This window comes from Nonomuraea sp. NPDC050547, from assembly GCF_044457345.1.
In the GTDB taxonomy this organism is placed as follows: Bacteria; Actinomycetota; Actinomycetes; order Streptosporangiales; family Streptosporangiaceae; genus Nonomuraea.
Genome location: NZ_JBITGW010000015.1, coordinates 73425 through 91333 on the forward strand (window position 1 = coordinate 73425; position 17909 = coordinate 91333).

The 17909-nt window shown below is 69.5% G+C and carries 20 protein-coding genes and 1 riboswitch; of the genes, 13 read left to right on the forward strand and 7 right to left on the reverse strand.

The genetic code is table 11. The features are described 5' to 3' along the window. The first annotated feature begins 123 nt into the window (after positions 1-123). The 7 genes from ftsH to ACIBHY_RS33630 all read left to right on the forward strand — a co-directional run bounded on the left by ftsH (position 124) and on the right by ACIBHY_RS33630 (position 5690). The gene (ftsH, locus tag ACIBHY_RS33600; RefSeq protein ID WP_397252780.1) at positions 124-2118 is read left to right on the forward strand and encodes an ATP-dependent zinc metalloprotease FtsH; all 1995 of its coding nucleotides are present in this window, start codon (positions 124-126) and stop codon (positions 2116-2118) included. Beyond that, positions 2115-2684: a GTP cyclohydrolase I FolE gene (gene folE / locus ACIBHY_RS33605; RefSeq protein ID WP_184971390.1), complete on the forward strand. Its 570-nt coding sequence runs from the start codon at positions 2115-2117 to the stop codon at positions 2682-2684. Before ftsH ends, folE begins: the two co-directional genes overlap by 4 nt. A gap of 452 nt (positions 2685-3136) precedes the next feature. Further along, complete coding sequence (folP, locus tag ACIBHY_RS33610; protein WP_397252830.1) at positions 3137-3937, forward strand: dihydropteroate synthase; 801 nt, start codon at positions 3137-3139, stop codon at positions 3935-3937. Next, a complete protein-coding gene (locus tag ACIBHY_RS33615) occupies positions 3934-4377 on the forward strand; it encodes a nuclear transport factor 2 family protein (RefSeq protein WP_397188714.1) in 444 nt (147 codons plus the stop codon). Before folP ends, ACIBHY_RS33615 begins: the two co-directional genes overlap by 4 nt. Next, positions 4367-4732, forward strand: a complete 366-nt coding sequence (gene folB, locus ACIBHY_RS33620; protein ID WP_397252779.1) for a dihydroneopterin aldolase — start codon at positions 4367-4369, stop codon at positions 4730-4732. Before ACIBHY_RS33615 ends, folB begins: the two co-directional genes overlap by 11 nt. Continuing rightward, positions 4729-5232 carry a 2-amino-4-hydroxy-6-hydroxymethyldihydropteridine diphosphokinase gene (folK, locus tag ACIBHY_RS33625; RefSeq protein ID WP_397252778.1) on the forward strand — a complete coding sequence of 168 codons (504 nt, stop codon included), beginning with the start codon at positions 4729-4731 and terminating at the stop codon, positions 5230-5232. Before folB ends, folK begins: the two co-directional genes overlap by 4 nt. After that, complete coding sequence (locus ACIBHY_RS33630; protein WP_397308802.1) at positions 5229-5690, forward strand: DUF3180 domain-containing protein; 462 nt, start codon at positions 5229-5231, stop codon at positions 5688-5690. The genes folK and ACIBHY_RS33630 overlap by 4 nt, the downstream gene beginning before the upstream one ends. On the opposite strand, the gene ACIBHY_RS33635 is transcribed toward ACIBHY_RS33630, so the two are convergent. Genes ACIBHY_RS33635 through ACIBHY_RS33650 form a run of 4 tightly spaced genes read right to left on the reverse strand, consistent with a single transcriptional unit; the run spans position 5675 to position 8441 of the window. Then, positions 5675-5992 carry a type II toxin-antitoxin system PemK/MazF family toxin gene (locus tag ACIBHY_RS33635; protein ID WP_379638430.1) on the reverse strand — a complete coding sequence of 106 codons (318 nt, stop codon included), beginning with the start codon at positions 5990-5992 and terminating at the stop codon, positions 5675-5677. The genes ACIBHY_RS33630 and ACIBHY_RS33635 overlap by 16 nt on opposite strands. After that, a complete protein-coding gene (locus ACIBHY_RS33640; RefSeq protein ID WP_397252776.1) occupies positions 5989-6186 on the reverse strand; it encodes a hypothetical protein in 198 nt (65 codons plus the stop codon). Before ACIBHY_RS33640 ends, ACIBHY_RS33635 begins: the two co-directional genes overlap by 4 nt. A gap of 21 nt (positions 6187-6207) precedes the next feature. Next, positions 6208-7299 carry an acyltransferase gene (locus ACIBHY_RS33645; protein ID WP_397252775.1) on the reverse strand — a complete coding sequence of 364 codons (1092 nt, stop codon included), beginning with the start codon at positions 7297-7299 and terminating at the stop codon, positions 6208-6210. Continuing rightward, positions 7296-8441: an NADH-quinone oxidoreductase subunit D gene (locus ACIBHY_RS33650; RefSeq protein ID WP_397252774.1), complete on the reverse strand. Its 1146-nt coding sequence runs from the start codon at positions 8439-8441 to the stop codon at positions 7296-7298. The genes ACIBHY_RS33645 and ACIBHY_RS33650 overlap by 4 nt, the downstream gene beginning before the upstream one ends. 159 nt (positions 8442-8600) lie before the next feature. On the opposite strand from ACIBHY_RS33650, the gene ACIBHY_RS33655 reads away from it, so the two are divergent. After that, the gene (locus ACIBHY_RS33655) at positions 8601-9350 is read left to right on the forward strand and encodes a DoxX family membrane protein (protein ID WP_397308803.1); all 750 of its coding nucleotides are present in this window, start codon (positions 8601-8603) and stop codon (positions 9348-9350) included. Positions 9351-9384: 34 nt separating this feature from the next. Here the strand turns inward: ACIBHY_RS33655 and ACIBHY_RS33660 are convergent, their stop codons facing one another. Continuing rightward, positions 9385-10683: an aminotransferase class V-fold PLP-dependent enzyme gene (locus tag ACIBHY_RS33660; protein WP_397308804.1), complete on the reverse strand. Its 1299-nt coding sequence runs from the start codon at positions 10681-10683 to the stop codon at positions 9385-9387. A gap of 44 nt (positions 10684-10727) precedes the next feature. Continuing rightward, a riboswitch (SAM riboswitch) is annotated at positions 10728-10843 on the reverse strand. Positions 10844-11036: 193 nt separating this feature from the next. On the opposite strand from ACIBHY_RS33660, the gene ACIBHY_RS33665 reads away from it, so the two are divergent. Both ACIBHY_RS33665 and ACIBHY_RS33670 read left to right on the forward strand, forming a co-directional pair. Continuing rightward, the gene (locus tag ACIBHY_RS33665; RefSeq protein ID WP_397252771.1) at positions 11037-11786 is read left to right on the forward strand and encodes a TerC family protein; all 750 of its coding nucleotides are present in this window, start codon (positions 11037-11039) and stop codon (positions 11784-11786) included. Positions 11787-11795: 9 nt separating this feature from the next. Continuing rightward, positions 11796-12986, forward strand: a complete 1191-nt coding sequence (locus ACIBHY_RS33670) for a cytochrome P450 (RefSeq protein ID WP_397308805.1) — start codon at positions 11796-11798, stop codon at positions 12984-12986. Positions 12987-13013: 27 nt separating this feature from the next. On the opposite strand, the gene ACIBHY_RS33675 is transcribed toward ACIBHY_RS33670, so the two are convergent. Beyond that, positions 13014-14312 carry an FAD-binding oxidoreductase gene (locus ACIBHY_RS33675; RefSeq protein WP_397252769.1) on the reverse strand — a complete coding sequence of 433 codons (1299 nt, stop codon included), beginning with the start codon at positions 14310-14312 and terminating at the stop codon, positions 13014-13016. 45 nt (positions 14313-14357) lie between these two features. Continuing rightward, the gene (locus ACIBHY_RS33680; RefSeq protein ID WP_397252768.1) at positions 14358-15296 is read right to left on the reverse strand and encodes an SAM-dependent methyltransferase; all 939 of its coding nucleotides are present in this window, start codon (positions 15294-15296) and stop codon (positions 14358-14360) included. A gap of 227 nt (positions 15297-15523) precedes the next feature. Here ACIBHY_RS33680 and ACIBHY_RS33685 point away from each other — a divergent pair, with 227 nt between their 5' ends. The 3 genes from ACIBHY_RS33685 (at position 15524) to panC (ending at position 17830) form a co-directional block, all read left to right on the forward strand. Next, positions 15524-15739 carry a chaplin gene (locus tag ACIBHY_RS33685; RefSeq protein ID WP_379611949.1) on the forward strand — a complete coding sequence of 72 codons (216 nt, stop codon included), beginning with the start codon at positions 15524-15526 and terminating at the stop codon, positions 15737-15739. 324 nt (positions 15740-16063) lie between these two features. Continuing rightward, positions 16064-16954 carry a Rossmann-like and DUF2520 domain-containing protein gene (locus tag ACIBHY_RS33690; protein ID WP_379611947.1) on the forward strand — a complete coding sequence of 297 codons (891 nt, stop codon included), beginning with the start codon at positions 16064-16066 and terminating at the stop codon, positions 16952-16954. A 42-nt stretch (positions 16955-16996) separates the two neighbouring features. Then, a complete protein-coding gene (gene panC / locus ACIBHY_RS33695) occupies positions 16997-17830 on the forward strand; it encodes a pantoate--beta-alanine ligase (RefSeq protein ID WP_397252767.1) in 834 nt (277 codons plus the stop codon). The last annotated feature ends 79 nt before the right edge of the window (positions 17831-17909 follow it).

The following is a 17909-nucleotide window of genomic DNA, read 5'->3' on the forward strand; positions in this document are numbered from 1 at the left end:
TGACCACGTGGTCCCCTTCGGGTAGTCAGTAGTCGCGGTGTCGGATGCCGCGGCCCCGGGCCCTGCCCGGGGTTTCCAGGCCATGGTCAGGAAGGGACGGGCCCGCAAGGGGTTCCGCATCGGATGGATCTCAAGCGATTTACACGTGGGCCACTGCTGTGGATCCTGGGCATCGTCGTGCTGCTCCTGCTCGTCACCCAGCTGTGGAGCGGCGGTGGCAACTTCAAGCAGGCCGACACGTCCACGGTCCTCGAGCAGATCCGCACCGGCAACGTCAGCAACGCGAAGATTGTTGACAAGGACCAGCGGATCGAGCTGACCCTCCACAACAAGATCACCGTCAAGTCGGGCGACGCCCCGACCAACATGATCCAGTCTGACTGGGTCACCGGCTACGGCCCGACGCTCACCGAAGAGCTGAACAAGCAGGTGGGCGCCGGAAAGACCAAGAGCTTCACCACCGAGGTGCCGCAGGAGAACTTCCTCGTCGGCCTCCTGGTGAGCTTCCTGCCGATCGTCATCATCGTGCTGATCTTCCTGTTCATCATGAACCAGATGCAGGGCGGCGGCTCCCGGGTGATGAGCTTCGGCAAGTCGAAGGCCAAGCTGATCACCAAGGACACTCCCAAGACGACGTTCGCCGACGTCGCGGGCGCCGACGAGGCCATCGAGGAGCTCCAGGAGATCAAGGAGTTCCTGCAGGCCCCGGCCAAGTTCCAGGCGATCGGCGCGAAGATCCCGAAGGGCGTGCTCCTGTACGGCCCGCCCGGCACCGGCAAGACCCTGCTGGCCCGCGCGGTGGCCGGTGAGGCCGGAGTGCCCTTCTACTCGATCTCCGGTTCCGACTTCGTCGAGATGTTCGTCGGCGTCGGCGCCTCCCGCGTGCGCGACCTGTTCGAGCAGGCGAAGGCCAACGCCCCGGCGATCATCTTCATCGACGAGATCGACGCCGTCGGCCGCCACCGCGGCGCCGGTCTGGGCGGCGGTCACGACGAGCGCGAGCAGACGCTGAACCAGCTGCTCGTCGAGATGGACGGCTTCGACGTCAAGGGCGGCGTGATCCTCATCGCCGCGACGAACCGGCCCGACATCCTCGACCCGGCGCTGCTGCGCCCCGGCCGTTTCGACCGGCAGGTCACCGTCGACCGTCCCGACCTGGAGGGCCGCAAGGGCATCCTCAAGGTCCACGGTCGCGGCAAGCCGTTCGCGCCGGAGGTCGACCTGGACGTCATCGCCCGCCGTACCCCTGGATTCACCGGTGCGGACCTCGCGAACGTGATCAACGAGGCGGCGCTGCTCACCGCGCGCGCCGACCAGAAGCTGATCTCGATGGACACCCTTGAGGAGGCCATCGACCGCGTCATGGCAGGGCCCGAGCGCAAGACGCGGGTCATGTCCGACAAGGAGAAGAAGATGATCGCCTACCACGAGGGCGGTCACGCGCTCGTGGCGCACGCGTTGCCCAACAGCGACCCCGTGCACAAGATCACGATCCTCTCCCGCGGCCGCGCGCTCGGCTACACGATGACGCTGCCGATGGAGGACAAGTTCCTCGCCACCCGCTCGGAGATGATGGACCAGCTCGCGATGCTGCTCGGCGGCCGCGCGGCGGAGGAGCTCGTCTTCCACGAGCCCACCACCGGCGCCTCCAACGACATCGAGAAGGCCACCGCCGTGGCCCGCCGCATGGTCACCGAGTACGGCATGAGCGAGCAGCTCGGGGCGCGCAAGTTCGGCAGCGGTCAGGCCGAGGTGTTCCTGGGCCGCGAGATGGGCCACGAGCGCGACTACTCCGAGAAGATCGCATCCACGATCGACGAGGAAGTCCGCCGGATGATCGAGACGGCGCACGACCAGGCGTGGGACATCCTGGTCGAGTACCGCGAGGTGCTCGACAACCTGGTGCTCGAACTCATGGAGAAGGAGACCCTCTCCCGCCAGCAGGTGGTGGAGATCTTCTCGTCCGTGGTCGTCAAGGAGCACCGCCCGTCCTACGCGGGCTACGGCAAGCGGCTTCCGTCGGACCTGCCGCCCATCCTGACGCCGAAGGAGCAGTCGGCCAACGGCTCGCTCACCGCGGGGCACCAGGACGCCCTGCCGTCCGGGGACAGTGCGTGAACGTAGATCAACCAAGGATCGAGAAGGCCGTCCGGGAGATCCTCATCGCCATCGGCGAGGACCCCGACCGTGACGGCCTCCTCGACACCCCCTCCCGGGTCGCACGCGCTTACGCGGAACAGTTCTCCGGCCTGCGCCAGCAGCCGGAGGACGTCCTCACCAAGGTCTTCGACGTCGACCACGACGAGATGATCCTCGTGCGCGACATCGAGGTGTACTCCACCTGCGAACACCACCTGGTCCCTTTCCACGGGGTGGCCCACGTCGGCTACATCCCCAACGAAAAGGGCCAGGTCACGGGCCTGTCCAAGCTGGCCCGCCTGGTCGACGTCTACGCCCGCCGCCCGCAGGTCCAGGAACGCATGACCTCCCAGATCGCCGACGCGATGATGCGCGTGCTGGAGCCGCGCGGCGTCATCGTGGTGATCGAGGCCGAACACCTGTGCATGACGATGCGGGGCGTGCGCAAGCCAGGCGCCAAAACCCTCACCAGCGCGGTCCGCGGCGACTTCCGCACCAGCGACAAAACCCGCGCCGAGGCGATGAGCCTCATCATCGGCCGCTGACCGCCCTTCCCCAGTCAGAACAACCCGCCTTAGGGGTTACGGCAAGCCCAGGGAACCCCACCCGCCGCACCCCTCGGCGGCCTTCCAGGGAAACGGCCGTCCACCTCACGGGTGTCCCGCCGTTACGTCCGCCCGGTCGGCCGGGCACACGACCCCACCCCGGCCACCGCACATCGGCACCGCCCCGCCGGCGCCGCATCCCGCCGCACCGGCGCCTCGGAAGTACCGCCCCGAGAGAGCGGGCCCCTGACGGAAGGGGCGGGCGTTACGCTGACTGGGCTGTGGCGGATATACACGTGATCCTGCGACGCGGCCACGAAGACAGCCGGCCACTGAGAGTTGAGAGCGGCGGGGAAAGTGCCACCCACGACATCGAGAGCGAACCACCACCGCCTAGGCTTGGGGGCATGATGAGGGTGCCGGGACTGCCTGCCGAGGATCGGTGCCTCGTCATGGGTGTGGTCAACGTCACGCCCGACTCCTTCTCCGACGGCGGGTTGTGGTTCGACGAGGCGGCGGCGATCCGGCACGGGCTTGAGCTCGTGACCGAGGGCGCCGACATCGTCGACGTGGGTGGGGAGTCCACGCGGCCGGGTGCCGCGCGGGTGGCGTTGGATGAAGAGCTGGCCAGGGTGGTTCCGGTGATCCGGGCGCTGGCCGGCGAGGGTGTCGCGGTCAGTGTGGACACCATGCGGGCCGAGGTCGCCAAGGCGGCCGTCGAGGCGGGTGCGCGGCTGGTCAACGACGTGAGCGGCGGGCTGGCCGATCCGGACATGCCGCAGGTCGTGGCCGCCACCGGTGTGCCGTACGTGGTCATGCACTGGCGTGGCCACTCCCATGACATGGACAATCGGGCCGTCTACGAGGACGTGGTCACCGAGGTGGGTGAAGAGCTGGCCAAGCGGGTCGACTACGTGCTGGCCGAGGGTGTTTCCACGGAACAGGTGGTGCTGGATCCGGGGCTGGGGTTCGCGAAGAACGCCGAGCACAGCTGGGCGGTTCTGGCCGGCATCGAACGGCTGGCGGAGCTGGGGTTCCCGCTGCTGGTCGGGGCGTCGCGCAAACGGTTCATCGGGCGGCTGCTGGCCGACGCCGACGGCACTCCGCGTCCGTTCAGCAGGAGCGACGACGCCACTCTGGCGGTGACGGCGCTGGCCGCGCGGGCGGGCGCGTGGTGCGTGCGGGTGCACGAGGTAGGGCCCAACGCGGACGCCGTGCGTGTGGCCGCCGCATGGAAGAGAGCCGAAGGATGAGCGTCGACACCGCGGCCATCGAGACGGTCAACCAGGCCTTCTATACCGCCATAGAGAACGCCGATCTCGACAAGATGACCGAGATCTGGGCCGAGGACACGATCAGCGATCAGGTGAGCTGTGTCCATCCTGGCTGGTCGTTGCTGGCCGGGCGCTCCGAGGTGCTGCGGTCCTGGGCGTTGATCATGGCGAACACCACGTACATCCAGTTCGTGCTCACGGACGTGAGCACCGTCGTGCTGGGTGACGTGGCGGTCCTGACCTGCGTGGAGAACATCCTGACCGCCGGCGAGGAGGGCGAGGCCAGCTTCGCCGCCGGGAAGGTCGTGGCGAGCAACGTCTACCTCCGTACGCCGCAGGGCTGGCGGTTGTGGATGCACCACGGCTCACCGGTGCTGCAGGGCGAGGACGACGAGGAAGAGGGCGAGCTTGACCGCTGACCGCATCACGCTGAAGGGCCTGCGCGCCCGGGGCCGTCACGGGGTGCTGCCCGCGGAGCGCGAGCTGGGCCAGGAGTTCGTGGTCGACGCGACGCTGTTCCTCGACACCGCTCCGGCGGCGGCCGGCGACGACCTCACGCTGACCGTCCACTACGGCGAGCTGGCCGAGGCGCTGGTCAAGGTCGTCGAGGGCGAGCCGGTCGAGCTGATCGAGACGCTGGCCCAGCGGCTGGCGGACGTCTGCCTGGCTTCCGCACTGGTGGAGCGGGCCGAGGTGAGCGTGCACAAGCCGGCGGCGCCGATCCCGCTGCCCTTCGACGACGTCGTGGTCACGATCGAACGGAGCCGGCCATGAAAGTGGTTCTCGCGCTGGGCAGCAATCTCGGGCAGCGCTTCCAGACGTTGCAGGGCGCGGTCGACACGCTGTTCGACGCGCCGGGGCTGGAGTTTCTGGCGGCCTCGCCGGTGTATGAGACCGATCCGGTGGGCGGGCCGGAGGGGCAGAAGCCGTACCTGAACGCGGTGATCGTCGCGGAGGCGAAGTTGCAGCCGCAGATGCTGCTCGACCGGGCGCAGAGCGTGGAGAACGCCTTCGGCCGGGTGCGGGAGGAGCGGTGGGGCGCGCGCACGCTCGACGTGGACCTGCTGGTGGTCGGCGAGGTGATCAGCGACGACCCCGAGCTGACGCTGCCGCATCCGCGGGCACACGAGCGGGCGTTCGTGCTGGTGCCGTGGGCTCAGGTGGATCCCGACGGTGAGATCCCCGGGCGGGGGCGGGTGGCCGATCTGCTGGCCGGCCTCGACCGGACCGGGGTGTGGCTGCGCGAGGACCTGAAGCTGCAGGGGCCGGCTTGAGGCCCACCAAGCCCGGCGTGCTCGTCGGGATCGTCGTCGTGCTGGCTCTGCTCACCTGGATTCTGGTGCGGCAGGTCTACTCCGATCTGCCGGTGATTCCGTGGACCGCGATTCCGACCGTGCTGCTGCTGGCCGTGGGCGAGGCTTACAGCGCGTGGATGACGCGGGCTCGCATCGCCCGCAAGCCGGGCACCAAGCCGGTGGAGCCGCTGGCGGTGGCGCGTCTGGCCGCTCTGGCCAAGGCTTCGGCGTACGTGGGGGCGGTGTTCGCCGGGATCTTCGCCGGGTTCTCGCTGCACACCATGTCGCTGCTGACCAGGCAGACGCCGCGGGCGGAGTTCTTCGTCGCCACGGGCTCGTTCCTGGCCTTCGTCGTGCTGATCGGCGCGGCCCTCTTCCTCGAACACTCCTGCCGTATCCCGAAGGACCCGGAAGCGGAGCGTCAGAGCCCCAGGTAGAGGATCACCGTGTGTTCCACCTCTGCTAGCTCGTCTCGGCCGAGATAGTAGAGGGGCGGATCCTGGATGAAACTGGTGTCCACCGTGCGGATTTGATCGACAAGAAAGCGCGTGCGTGTCCCCCCGAGCTCGATCTCGGGTCTGAAGAGCGATGCCTGCGCCTTCGTGGAGGTCGGGATGACCGTTGCCACCGTCCAGGACTCTGTCGAAGGACTGAGCACCAATCCGTAGCGTCGCCCGCGTTGTTCGTGCCCGCGTTTCGCCTCCCCGAAGTCCACTCGGTAGACCGCGCCGCGGATCACCAGGCGTCCTCTTCGTCCGAGAGGTCTTCGTCGGCCAGTCGCGCCATGTCAGCTTCTGCTTGCCGCATCCAGACTTCGCGGTCGAGCAGGCGAAGTGCCCGCCGGATGACGTCGCTGGTAGTTTCACCCTCGCTCATGGCTGACTTGATGATGCGCTCGTCGTCCGGTGTCGCCCGGAAGCCGATGTTCGTCATGGCTCCAGGTTACGATGGCGTTCAACGATTGTCAGGCATTTGCTGAACGCTGCGGCGCTTGCGGCCGAACAAGTAGATGACCGGGAGGGTGCAGATCAGGGGGCCGAGGATGGCCAGTGGGCGTTCCAGCCACCACGTGAAGTCCGGTGGGATGGTGCCGCCGAGCGTACCGAACAACCACCACCCGAGCCCCAGCGCGATCGCCATCCCGGTCGTGTGGAACAGGAACAGCGGAAGCGCGAACCGGTTGATGGTGTCGTTGACCCGCTTCCATCCGGGCTTTTCCAGCACCCGCTCCATGGCCGGGCGCAGCACCTCGACCAGGCCGATCTGGAAGATGAGCAGGGCGACGATGACGAAGGTCGGCGGCGCCATGTTGGACCACTTCTCACCGGGTACGCCGACCATCGAGCCCGGGTAGATGCCCGAGTAGACCAGCCCGATCAGCATGAACAGGCCGGTCCAGAGCACGCCGACGTCGTAGCGGCGGGGCAGCGCGACCACGCGGTCGTAGAAGAAGCCGGCCTGGTGCGCCAGCCCCCACACGATGATCATGTTGAACCAGCCGGCCCACTCCAGGTGGTAGCGGAACCGGAGTACGTCGACGACCAGCGCCGCGCCGCCCAGCCAGATGAGGGCGAGCACGTCGTAGCGCCGGTGCAGCCACAGCGCGACCGGCAGCAGCGCGATCAGCGTCAGGTAGACCCCGATGAACCACAGCGGGCTCAGCACCAGCAGCACGACCCGCCACGTCCAGGGCGGGGCGTCGAACACCGTGGTGGCGACGGTTCCGATGGCGATCCACGCCGCCGACAGTCCGAGCGCGGGCAGTGCCAGCGCCCGCAGCCGCCGCCAGACGAAGGCGCCGATGCCGACGCCGCGCTCGCAGGCCCGGTTCCAGGACAGCAGGTGGACGTGCCCGCCGACGTAGAAGAACAGCGGCAGCACCTGCAGCAGCCAGGTGAGGATCCACAGCCCGGTGGTGAATCCGAGCGGGCTGGTCGGCGAGGGCCCGTCCGGCGTCCATTGCAGGATCGTGAACGCCCAATGCCACACCACGACGACGATCAGGCTCAGAGCGCGCAGCCAGTCGACGTATTTGTCGCGTTTCACTTGTCGATGTCACCCACGACGAAGAACATGGATCCCAAGATCGCCACCATGTCGGCCACCAGGTGCCCCGGCAGGATCTCGCGCAGCACCTGGATATTGCTGAAGGAGGCGGAGCGCAGCTTCATCCGCCACGGCGTCTTGTCCCCCTTGGAGACCAGGTAGTAGCCGTTGATGCCGAGCGGGTTCTCGGTCCAGGCGTAGGTGTGGCCCTCGGGCACCTTCAGCACCTTGGGCAGGCGCTGGTTGATCGGGCCGGGCGGCAGCGAGCGCAGCTTGTCGACGCAGGCCTCGGCCAGGTCGAGGGAGACCTTCACCTGGTCCAGCAGGACCTCGAAGCGGGCGTAGGAGTCGCCGGCGGTCCGCGTGACGACCTTGACCGGAAGTTCGGAGTAGGCCAGGTACGGCTGGTCGCGGCGCAGGTCGATGTCGACCCCGGCGGCTCGGGCTATGGGGCCGCTCACGCCGTACTGCATGATCGTGTCGCGGTCGAGCACGCCGACGCCCTTGGTGCGCGCCAGGAAGATCTCGTTGTGCAGGATGAGGCCCTCGATGTCGGGGACCTTGCGGCGGGTCATCGCGACGGTCTCGGCCACGCGGTCCAGCCAGCCGAGCGGCAGTTCTTCCTTGAGCCCGCCGACGCGGTTGAACATGTAGTGCATGCGCCCGCCGGAGATCTCCTCCATGACGGCCTGGATGCGCTCGCGCTCCTCGAAGGCGTAGAAGAGCGGCGTGATCGCGCCCAGCTCCAGCGGGTAGGAGCCGAGGAACATCAGGTGGTTGAGCACCCGGTTGAGCTCGGCCAGCAGCGTACGCGCCCACACCGCCCTGACCGGGACCTCCATGCCCAGCATGCGCTCGGCGGCCAGCACCACGCCGAGCTCGTTGGCGAACCCGGACAGCCAGTCGTGCCGGTTGGCCAGCATGATGATCTGCCGGTAGTCGCGGACCTCGAACAGCTTCTCCGCGCCCCGGTGCATGTAGCCGATGATGGGCTCGGCGCTGGAGATCCGCTCGCCGTCGAGCGTGAGCCGCAGCCGGAGCACGCCGTGGGTGGAGGGGTGCTGGGGGCCGATGTTGAGGACCATGTCCTCTGTGGCCAGTTCCTTCGCCCCTGCGCCGATCCCGATGATGCGCTCGGTCATTTCCCCATGCTCCCACCGGCCTCGCGCGCGATCTACTGTGCGGTCCTTTCATTCTGTACGGCGCGCCCAGGCGTAACGGGCCGTTCAAGAGACGGTATGGGGAGGAGTCGCAGGTCAGAGGGGTGGGGGACAATTACCACAACGGGGGGAGAAACCACCATGAAGCTAGCTTTCGACCTAGCTGCCCTGATCTCGCGGGTGACCATCGGCGTGATCTTCGTGGCCCACGGGTGGCAGAAATGGCAGAACGGACTGGGGCCGACGTCACAGATGTTCACCCAGTCCGGCGTGCCCCAACCCGAGCTCGCGGCCGGTTTCACGACCGTGGCCGAGCTCGTGGGCGGCAGCTTCCTGATCATCGGACTGCTGACCCGCCTGGCCGCGCTGGCCCTGTTGTGCGTCAGCCTGGGCGCGATCATCTTCGTCCACGGTCAGAACGGCATCTTCGTCACCGACATGGGCTGGGAGCTCGTCGGCGCGCTGGGCGCGGCCTGCCTGCTCCTGCTGGCCGCCGGGGCGGGCCGGATCAGCGTCGACAGCATCGCCCGCACGATCCTGAGCAGGCGCGCGGCCGACCAGACGCTGCCGGAGTCGACCGGGAGCGGCGCGACGACCACGCCCATGCCCACGAACGTCCGCACCGTGCGGGACGTGCCGCGCACCGAAACGGAACCGCCCGCCAACGGGACGCAGCCGCCCACCGGGACGCAGGCGCCCGGCACCCGGGCAGAGCAGCCGCCCACGGGGACGCAGGCGCCCGGCAACGGGACGGAGTCGCGCGCCGACGTGCCGCGCCAGCCCACTCCGCCACCCGCCACGAGCAGCGGCGCGGCCCTGAGCGACGACGACATGAAGGCGCTCGACGCGCTGATGTCCGACGACCAGCCGAGGAAGAACCCGCCCGAGTGACGATCAGCCGAGGAAGAACCCGCCTGAGTGACGCCTAACGGGCGGCGAGGTCCCGCAGCGCGGTGATGAGCCGGTCGACGTGCTCGTCGGTGGTGCCGATGCCGATCGAGGCGCGCACCGCGGAAGCCGTCCCGTCCTCACAGCCGCCGTCGGCGGTACCCAGCAGATGCCGCACGAAGGGGTGCGCGCAGAACTTGCCGTCGCGCACGCCGATCCCGTACTCGCCGGACAGCGCCTCGGCGACCTCGCGCGCGCTGTAACCGTCCACGATGAAGGAGACGATGCCCACACGCGGGTGGTCGGGACCCCACAGCGACAGCTCCCGCACGCCCTCGATCGAGGCCAGGCCGTCACGCAGCCGCGCGATCAGCCTCTCCTCCTCGATGACCAGCGGCGCCCAGCCGGTCGCGCTCAGCGCGTCGCACGCCGCGGCCAGCGCGATCGCGCCGATCACGTTCGGGGTGCCGGCCTCGTGCCGGGGCTCGGGGTCGTCGTGCCACTCGGTGGACTCCCCGTCCGCCCCGACCGACTTCACCGCGCCGCCGCCCTTGAGGTACGGCTCGCCGCTCGCCAGCCAGTCACGGCGCCCGATCAGCACACCGGCGCCGAACGGCGCGTACAGCTTGTGGCCGGAGAAGACGACGTAGTCCAGGTCCAGGGCGGTCAGGTTGAGCTGGCGGTGCGGGACGAGCTGGGCGGCGTCGACCAGGATGCGGGCGCCGTGCCGGTGGGCGATGTGCGCGAGGGCGGCGATGGGCCACAGCTCGCCGGTGACGTTGGAGGCGGCGGTGACGACGAGCAGCTTGGGGCCGGAAACGGCGGCGAGGGCCTCGTCGGCCTGGCGGACGGCCTCGCCGGGGAAGGCGGGCGGCGCCAGCCGTACCGTCTTGTTCCAGGGGAGCAGCGAGGCGTGGTGCTCGCTGTCGAAGACTACGGTGGTGGTGCCCGCGGGCAGGACGCCGGCCAGCAGGTTCGTGGCGTCGGTGGTGTTGCGGGTGAAGATGACCGCGTCGTCGGGGCGGGCGCCGGCGAAGGCGCGGACGGTGTGGCGGGCCTGCTCGTAGCGGGCGGTGGTGAGCTGGGAGGCGTAGCCGGCGCCGCGGTGCACGCTGGAATAGGCCGGGAGCGCGGCGGTGACGGCGGCGCTGACCGGCTCCAGACAGGGGGCGCTGGCGGCGTAGTCGAGGTTGGCGTAACCGACCAGCTTGCCGCCCTTGACCGGGACCTCCAGGTCGGCGCCGAGCACGGCCGGGACGGCACGGGCCTCGCCGTGCCGGGGCTGCTGCGACTGGGTCTGGGCGGGGACGGAGCTGAAGATGGTCAGCGTGGACACGGCAAGTCTCCTGGGGTCGTCGGGACCCCCTGGAATCGCCACGGAGCCCGCGCTTGCCCGCCACACCTCGTGACGGACCAGGTCCTCACCCGGGGCACCCCGCCGCGGACGCGAGGGTTGCCGGCCAGCTAGCCGGGGCTTGTCGCTGGCACTCATGACCTACACGCAGCACTATAAGCGACACCCGGCCATAAATAGCAACCCCTTAACGCTGCGGCCCGTCGTTGACCACCTCAGCAGGGTGGATCATCCCAGGCCAGCGACATATCCGAACTACTAAGGAGGATCGTGAACTTCTGCGGGGGTTAGGTCGTTGGTACCGGGAGATAGTTCCCGACAACGGAGGTGCGGAGATGTGGGACTGGGTAAGCAACCCGGAGATCTGGATCGGGTTCTTCACCCTGGTCGCCCTGGAGATCGTCCTGGGAATCGACAACATCATCTTCATCTCGATCCTCGCCGGGAAACTCCCTGAGCACCAGCGCGACCGGGCCCGGGTGCTCGGACTGGCCGCCGCGCTCATCAGCCGTCTGCTCCTGCTGCTCGCCCTGTCGTGGGTGGTCAGGCTGACCGAGCCCTTGTTCGCCGTCTTCGGTCATGACATATCCGGCCGTGACCTGATCCTCATCCTCGGTGGCCTGTTCCTGCTGGCCAAGAGCGTCACCGAGATCGGCCACAGCATGGAGCTGAAGGGCGACGACGGCAAGCCGCGCAAGGCCGCCTCGTTCGCCTCGGTGATCATCCAGATCATGATCCTCGACATCGTCTTCTCGCTCGACTCGGTCATCACCGCGGTCGGCATGGTGAACGAGCTGGGCGTCATGGTCGCGGCGGTGATCGTGTCGGTGCTGGTCATGCTGTTCGCCTCCGGCCCCATCAGCCGCTTCGTGGACAAGCACCCGAGCATCAAGATGCTGGCCCTGTCCTTCCTGGTGCTGATCGGCGTGGTGCTCCTCGCGGAGGGCTTCGGCCAGCACATCTCCAAGGGCTACATCTACTTCGCGATGGCCTTCTCGGTCATCGTCGAACTGCTCAACATCAGGATGCGCAGCAGGCAGGCCAAGCGGTCCGAGCAGGAGAACGCCCAGGACGGCAGCTCGTAGGATGAAGCGGTGCGCTTTGACCCGTGGAATCCGGATTTCGTGGCCCATCCTTATGACGTCTACGCCGAGCTGAGGCGGGCTGAGCCGGTCAGCTTCTTCGAGCCGACCGGCCAGTACCTGGTCTCACGGCACGCCGACGTCAACGCGCTGCTGCGTGATCGCCGGCTCGGCCGTTCCTACCTGCACGTCGCCGCGCACGAGGAATTCGGGCAGGAGGCGCCGCCGGACTTCCAGGAGCCGTTCTGGCGGGTGGTCAACGCGGGCATGCTCGACGTGGAGCCGCCCGTCCACACGCGGTTGCGCCGCCTGGTCTCCAAGGCGTTCACGCCGAGGATGGTCGAGTCGCTACGGCCGCGCGTACGGGCGATCGCGGGTGGGCTGGTGGACGCCTTCGTGGCCAAGGGCGGCGGCGACCTGCTCGCCGAGGTGGCCGAGCCGCTGCCGGTGACGGTGATCGCCGAGATGCTCGGCATCCCCGACGCCGACCGGCACCTGCTGCGTCCCTGGTCGGCCGACATCTGCGGCATGTACGAGCTGAACCCGTCGCCGCAGGCCCAGCACACGGCGGTCCGCGCGGCGGCGGAGTTCGCCGGCTATCTGAAGGACCTGGCCCGTGAGCGCGGGCGGCAGCCCGGCGAGGACCTCGTCAGCGCGCTGGCCCAGATCGAGGAGCTGACCGAGGACGAGCTGGTCGGCACCTGCGTCCTGCTGCTCAACGCCGGCCACGAGGCCACCGTGAACGTCACCGGCAACGGCTGGTGGTCGCTGTTCAGGAACCCGGCCGAGCTGGAACGGCTGCGCGCCGACCACTCCCTGCTCCCGACGGCGATCGAGGAGCTGATGCGCTGGGACACGCCGCTGCAGATGTTCGAGCGCTGGGTTCTGGAGGACATCGAGGTGGAGGGCGTGGCGATCCCGAAGGGCGTGGAGGTGGCGCTGCTGTTCGGCTCCGCCAACCGCGATCCTGAGGTCTTCCCCGACCCCGACCGCCTGGACGTGGGCCGGGCCGACAACCCGCACATCTCCTTCGGCGCCGGCATCCACTTCTGCCTGGGCGCGCCTCTGGCCAGGATCGAGCTCATGGAGTCCTTCGGCGCCCTGCTGGAGAAGGCGCCGAAGCTGGAGCTGGTGCGCGAGCCGGTGTGGAAGCCCGGCTACGTCATCCGCGGCCTGGAGTCGCTCGAAGTCACGACGGGGTGATCGCCCGGCCCTCTGGGTCGCCGGAGGTCACGACGGGCTGATCAACCGGTCGCCGCCGAACATCCCGGCCGGGTCGTGCCGCTGTTTGACCTCCGCCAGCCGCCGCAGGTGCTCGGGCGTGAAGGCCCGCACCACCTGCTCCGGCGCGCCCATGAAGTTGAGCGGCACGAACCCGGTCGCGCTGCCCGCCAGCGCGGCCGAGAACCGATCGCCGAAAGCCGCCACCTCGGCCGCGGCCCGCTCGTCCGGAATCATGCTGACGGCCGCGAGGCCGAAGTCGCCCTGCCAGTAGCCAAGCCCGGCGTCGTCGGCGTGCGGGAGCCCGGCCACGTGCCTGACCAGGATGAAGACGTAGGGCTCTGTTCCGCGCGGCGCCACCTCCACCAGGTAGTCGATCACCGCGTCGGACAGCTCCGTCACCATCTCGCCCCGCGTCGTGTAGGGCAGCGGGTCGACCGGATCCCGGGTCACCGCGTCGATCTCGGTGAAGGGCAGCGGCCCGGCCATGTCCACGGCCAGGCCGGGCACCGCCCGCATCGGCGCGACCAGGTCCTCGGCGCCGGGGCCGGTGGCGCACAGGCACACGCGCGCGAAGGAGCGCCCGCGCATCGGCTCGGGCACGAAGGGCGCGTCCGGCAGGTGGATCGTCCCGGCGGCCGAGGTGACCGAGACCGGCAGGTCCGCGGTCCACTCGCGGTAGGCGGTGAGCACCTGCCGGGTCAGCTCGACCGGCCAGAACAGGCCGCCGCCATAGAGGCTCGGCTCGCGGAGGAGCTTGATCCGCAGCGCGGTGACCGCGCCCAGGTTCGGTCCGCCGCCGCGCAGCGCCCACATGAGGTCCGGCTCGCCGGAGTCGTCGAGCCAGCGCAGGTTCCCGTCGCCGGTGACGATCTGGGCGGCGGTGATGGCGTCGCAGGCCAGGCCGTACTGGCGGGACAGGAAGCCGAGCCCGCCGCCGAGGCTGTTGCCGACGACGCCGACGTGGGTGCTGGATCCGGTCAGCGGCACCAGACCGTGGGGGTGGGCGGCGGCGATGACGTCCTTCCACGTGGCGCCGGCGCCGACGGTGGCGGTGCCGTCGGCCGGGTTGATCTCGACGCCGGTCAGCTCGGAGGTGACGATGAGCAGGTCGCCGGCGCCGGCCGCGCGGAGCGCGCCGTGGCCGGTGTTCTGCACGCGGACCCGTAGATCGTGGGCGGCGGCGTAGCGGACCGCCTCCCGGACGTGCTCGGGTGAGCCGGCCAGCACGGTGAGGGAGGGTTCGTGGGTGACGGCGAGGTTCCATGAGGCGGGAGCCGCGCGGAGCAGTCCCCTGGGCAGATCCATGAGAGTAATCGTCTCATGGCGGAGAGTGATCATCTAGGGGAGTGATCACGCCTGCTGCTGGAGCCAGCCGAAGCCGCCCAGGCCGCGGGGGTCGATCAGCTCGCCCTCCTCGGAGGCGCGCGCCAGCGCCCGCAGATATCCGCGGGGGTCGGTGTGGGCCAGGTCGAGGGGCGGGCGGGCGGCGGTGATGCCGAGGGTGCGCAGCGTGTCGCGCTGTGTGGACAACGTTGTGGATATCGCGCCGGCTCGCTCGCCGGCCGCGGCGCAGGAGTCAAGTGCCACGTGTGCGGTGATGTCGCAGGTCCCGTCTGGTATGGGCGGGACGACCGAACCGTCGCGGTATCCGGTGAGCGTTCCACAGGGCGGGCGGTTATCCACAGGGTGTGAATAGTCGACTGCCACGGCCAGGCCGCGGGCCAGCCGTACGATGACCGCCGCCCACGCGGCGTCACGGGCGCGGCCGATCTCCGCGCGGGCGCCGACGCACGACAGGGGCCACCAGCGGGCGAGCCACTCCTCGTCGGCGGGGTGGGGCGGCTCGCCGAGGCGTTCCTCGCCGGTCTCGGTGTCGACCATGACCAGGCGAGGACCGTCTGCGGTGTGCTCGGCCACGTCGAGCGGGATGTTGTCGAGCCACTCGTTGGCGATCGCCAGGCCGGTGATGCCGCCGGGAATGGTCTGCGACCAGGCGATGCGCTCGGGCAGGTGAGACGGCCTGGCGGAGAGGTCGACGGCGGTGACGTTCAGGCGTACGGCCAGCTCGGACGGTGCGGCCGCCAGCACGCGGCTGACCAGGACCCCCTCCCCGGCGCCGACGTCGACGAAGTCGAGTCGCTCCGGGTGGCCGAGCTCGGCGTCGACCCGGAGAAGGAGCGTGAGCGCCGCGTCGGCGAACGCGGCCCCGGCGCTGACCGAGGTGCGGAAGTGGCCGGAAGGGCGTTCGCGCAGGTAGAAACCCCTGTCGCCATAGAGTGCGCGCTCCATCGCGGCACGCCAGGTGAGCCACATTCCTGGACTATCTCATGACCGAGAGCCGACACGCACAGTGATGTCATGACTACATATTGTGGCGAGATTGCGCTATCGTTACTCATGGTCACCGACGATCGTCCCGGCCCGCCCCCCAGCGGGCTCGGTCCGGTCGCACCGGTCGGCCGAGTAGGTAGCTGAAGCGGCCACCCGGGGCCGCGTCACCGAGAGGAGCCCCCCAAATGCTCAAGAAGACCTTCGTCGCGGCCGGCGCCTTCGCCATGCTGGCCCTGGCCACCCCAGCCCAGGCCGACCTCGTCACCTCCGGTAACAACGGCGTGCTCTCCGGCAACCAGGTGTTCGCCCCGGTCCGGATCCCGATCAACATCTGCGGCAACGCCGTGGCCGTGCTCGGCCAGGCTGTCGCCGGCTGCAAGGGTGGCGCGCACACCAGGTAGACGGACGGAGGGCTCGGACCGGTTATGGCAACCCGGCCCGAGCCCTTTTCGGCCGGCCAGTCGGCGGATGGCCGGTCGATGGTGCACTCCCAAGGGGGTAGCACATCGTCATTGCGGGCGTCGGGTCCACTATGGGCTCGGCGCCCGCTGCCATGCGATGAAAATCCCCTCTCCTCATCTCTCCCGACAGGGGGTGCACGTTTTGTATGCCCTTGTCGGATTTGTCGTTAACGCAACATGCGGTAAAAGCCCGGTCACCTGTGCATGGCAAGGCTCCAGTTACGCTGGTCGGCAGTGTCAACAGCGCGACAGGGACAGGACGACATGGACGCAGGTGATCGCCCGGCACGGCTGGCCGTCGGCGTGGTCGGAGCGGGCAAAGTGGGCTCGGCACTCGGTGCCGCGCTGGCCCAGGCCGGCCATCGCATCGTGGCCGCCAGCGGGGTCTCCGACAGTTCCCAGCGCTGGGCGGCGGAGCGGCTCGGCGTCGCCACCTCCAGGCCCGAGGACGTGGTCGCGGCCGGCGAGCTGATCCTGCTCACGGTGCCCGACGACGCCCTGCCCGGTCTGGTCGGCGGCCTGGCCGCCACCGGCGCCGACCTGCGCGGCAAGCTGGTCGTCCACGCCAGCGGCGCCTACGGGCTGTCCGTGCTCGACCCGGCGGCGCGAGCTGGAGCGCTCCCGCTGGCGCTCCACCCGGTGATGACGTTCACCGGCCGTGACGACGACATCAACCGGCTGACCGGCATCTCCTACGGCGTCACCGCGCCCGACCCGCTGCGGCCGATCGCCGAGGCGCTGGTCATCGAGATGGGCGGCGAGCCGGTCTGGATCGCCGACGCCGACCGCGCGCTCTACCACGCCGCGCTCGCCGGGGCGGCCAATCACATGGTGACGCTGATCGCGGAGTCCTCGGAACTCCTGGAGGGCATCGGCGTCGAGCATCCCGGCCGCATGCTCGGCCCGCTGCTCGGCGCCGCGCTCGACAACGTGCTCAGGCTGGGCATCGCCGGGCTGACCGGGCCGGTCGTGCGCGGTGACGCCGGCACGGTGCGCAAGCACGTGGACGCCCTCATCCTGGCCGCGCCCGAGGCGGCCGACGCCTACATCGCCCTGGCCCGGCTCACGGCCGACCGCGCGCTCGCGGCGGGTCTGCTCAAACCCGAGGAGGCGGAGAGGTTGCTTGACGCGCTGGGCGGCAACATATGGACCTGACAGGGACCGGATGGCCCTGATCGTGGCATAGGAGGCTGTGGCGTGGAGCTGATCGTCGCGCGCAATCGCGCTGACCTGGTCAAGACCCGGGGAGAGGGCAGGGTCGCCCTGGTTCCGACCATGGGGGCGCTGCACGAGGGGCATCGAGCGCTCATCCGCGAGGCCAGGGCCCTGGCCCCCCAGGTGGTCGTGAGCGTCTTCGTCAATCCCCTGCAGTTCGGCCCTTCCGAGGACTTCTCCCGTTACCCGCGCACCCTGGAGGCCGACCTCGACGTCTGCCGCGCGGAGGGTGTGCGCGCGGTCTTCGCCCCGGCGGCAGAGGAGATGTACCAGCCCGACCGGCAGGTGAGCGTCTCCTCCGGGCACATGGGCACGATCGTCGAGGGCGCGGTACGACCCGGGCACTTCGACGGCGTGCTGACCGTCGTGCTCAAGTTGTTCAACCTGGTGCAGCCCGACGTGGCCGTCTTCGGCCAGAAGGACGCACAGCAACTGGCGATGATCCGGCGCATGGTGTCCGACCTGGACCTGCCGATCGAGATCGCCGGCATCCCCACCGTGCGCGAGCCCGACGGCCTGGCGATGTCCAGCCGCAACCGCTACCTGTCGCCCGGCGAGCGGCGGACCGCGCTCGCGCTGTCGCGGGCGCTGTTCGCCGGCGCGGCCGAGTCCGTGGAGGCCACGCCGGCGCGCATCAAGGCGGCGGCGCGGGCCGTGCTCGACGGGGCCGATCTGGCCCTCGACTACCTCGTGCTGGTCGACCCGGCCACGTTCGCCGAGGTCGGCGAGTCGTACACGGGTGAGGCGGTCCTCGCCGTCGCGGCGAAGGTCGGCGGCACGCGGCTCATCGACAACGCCGTCCTGCGCCTGTCCTGAAAAGGTCCCACCCCGGCGACGGGTCACTTGTCGGGAGGGGTTATCGTCATATTGACGAAATTCCCTCGATGAGGAGACC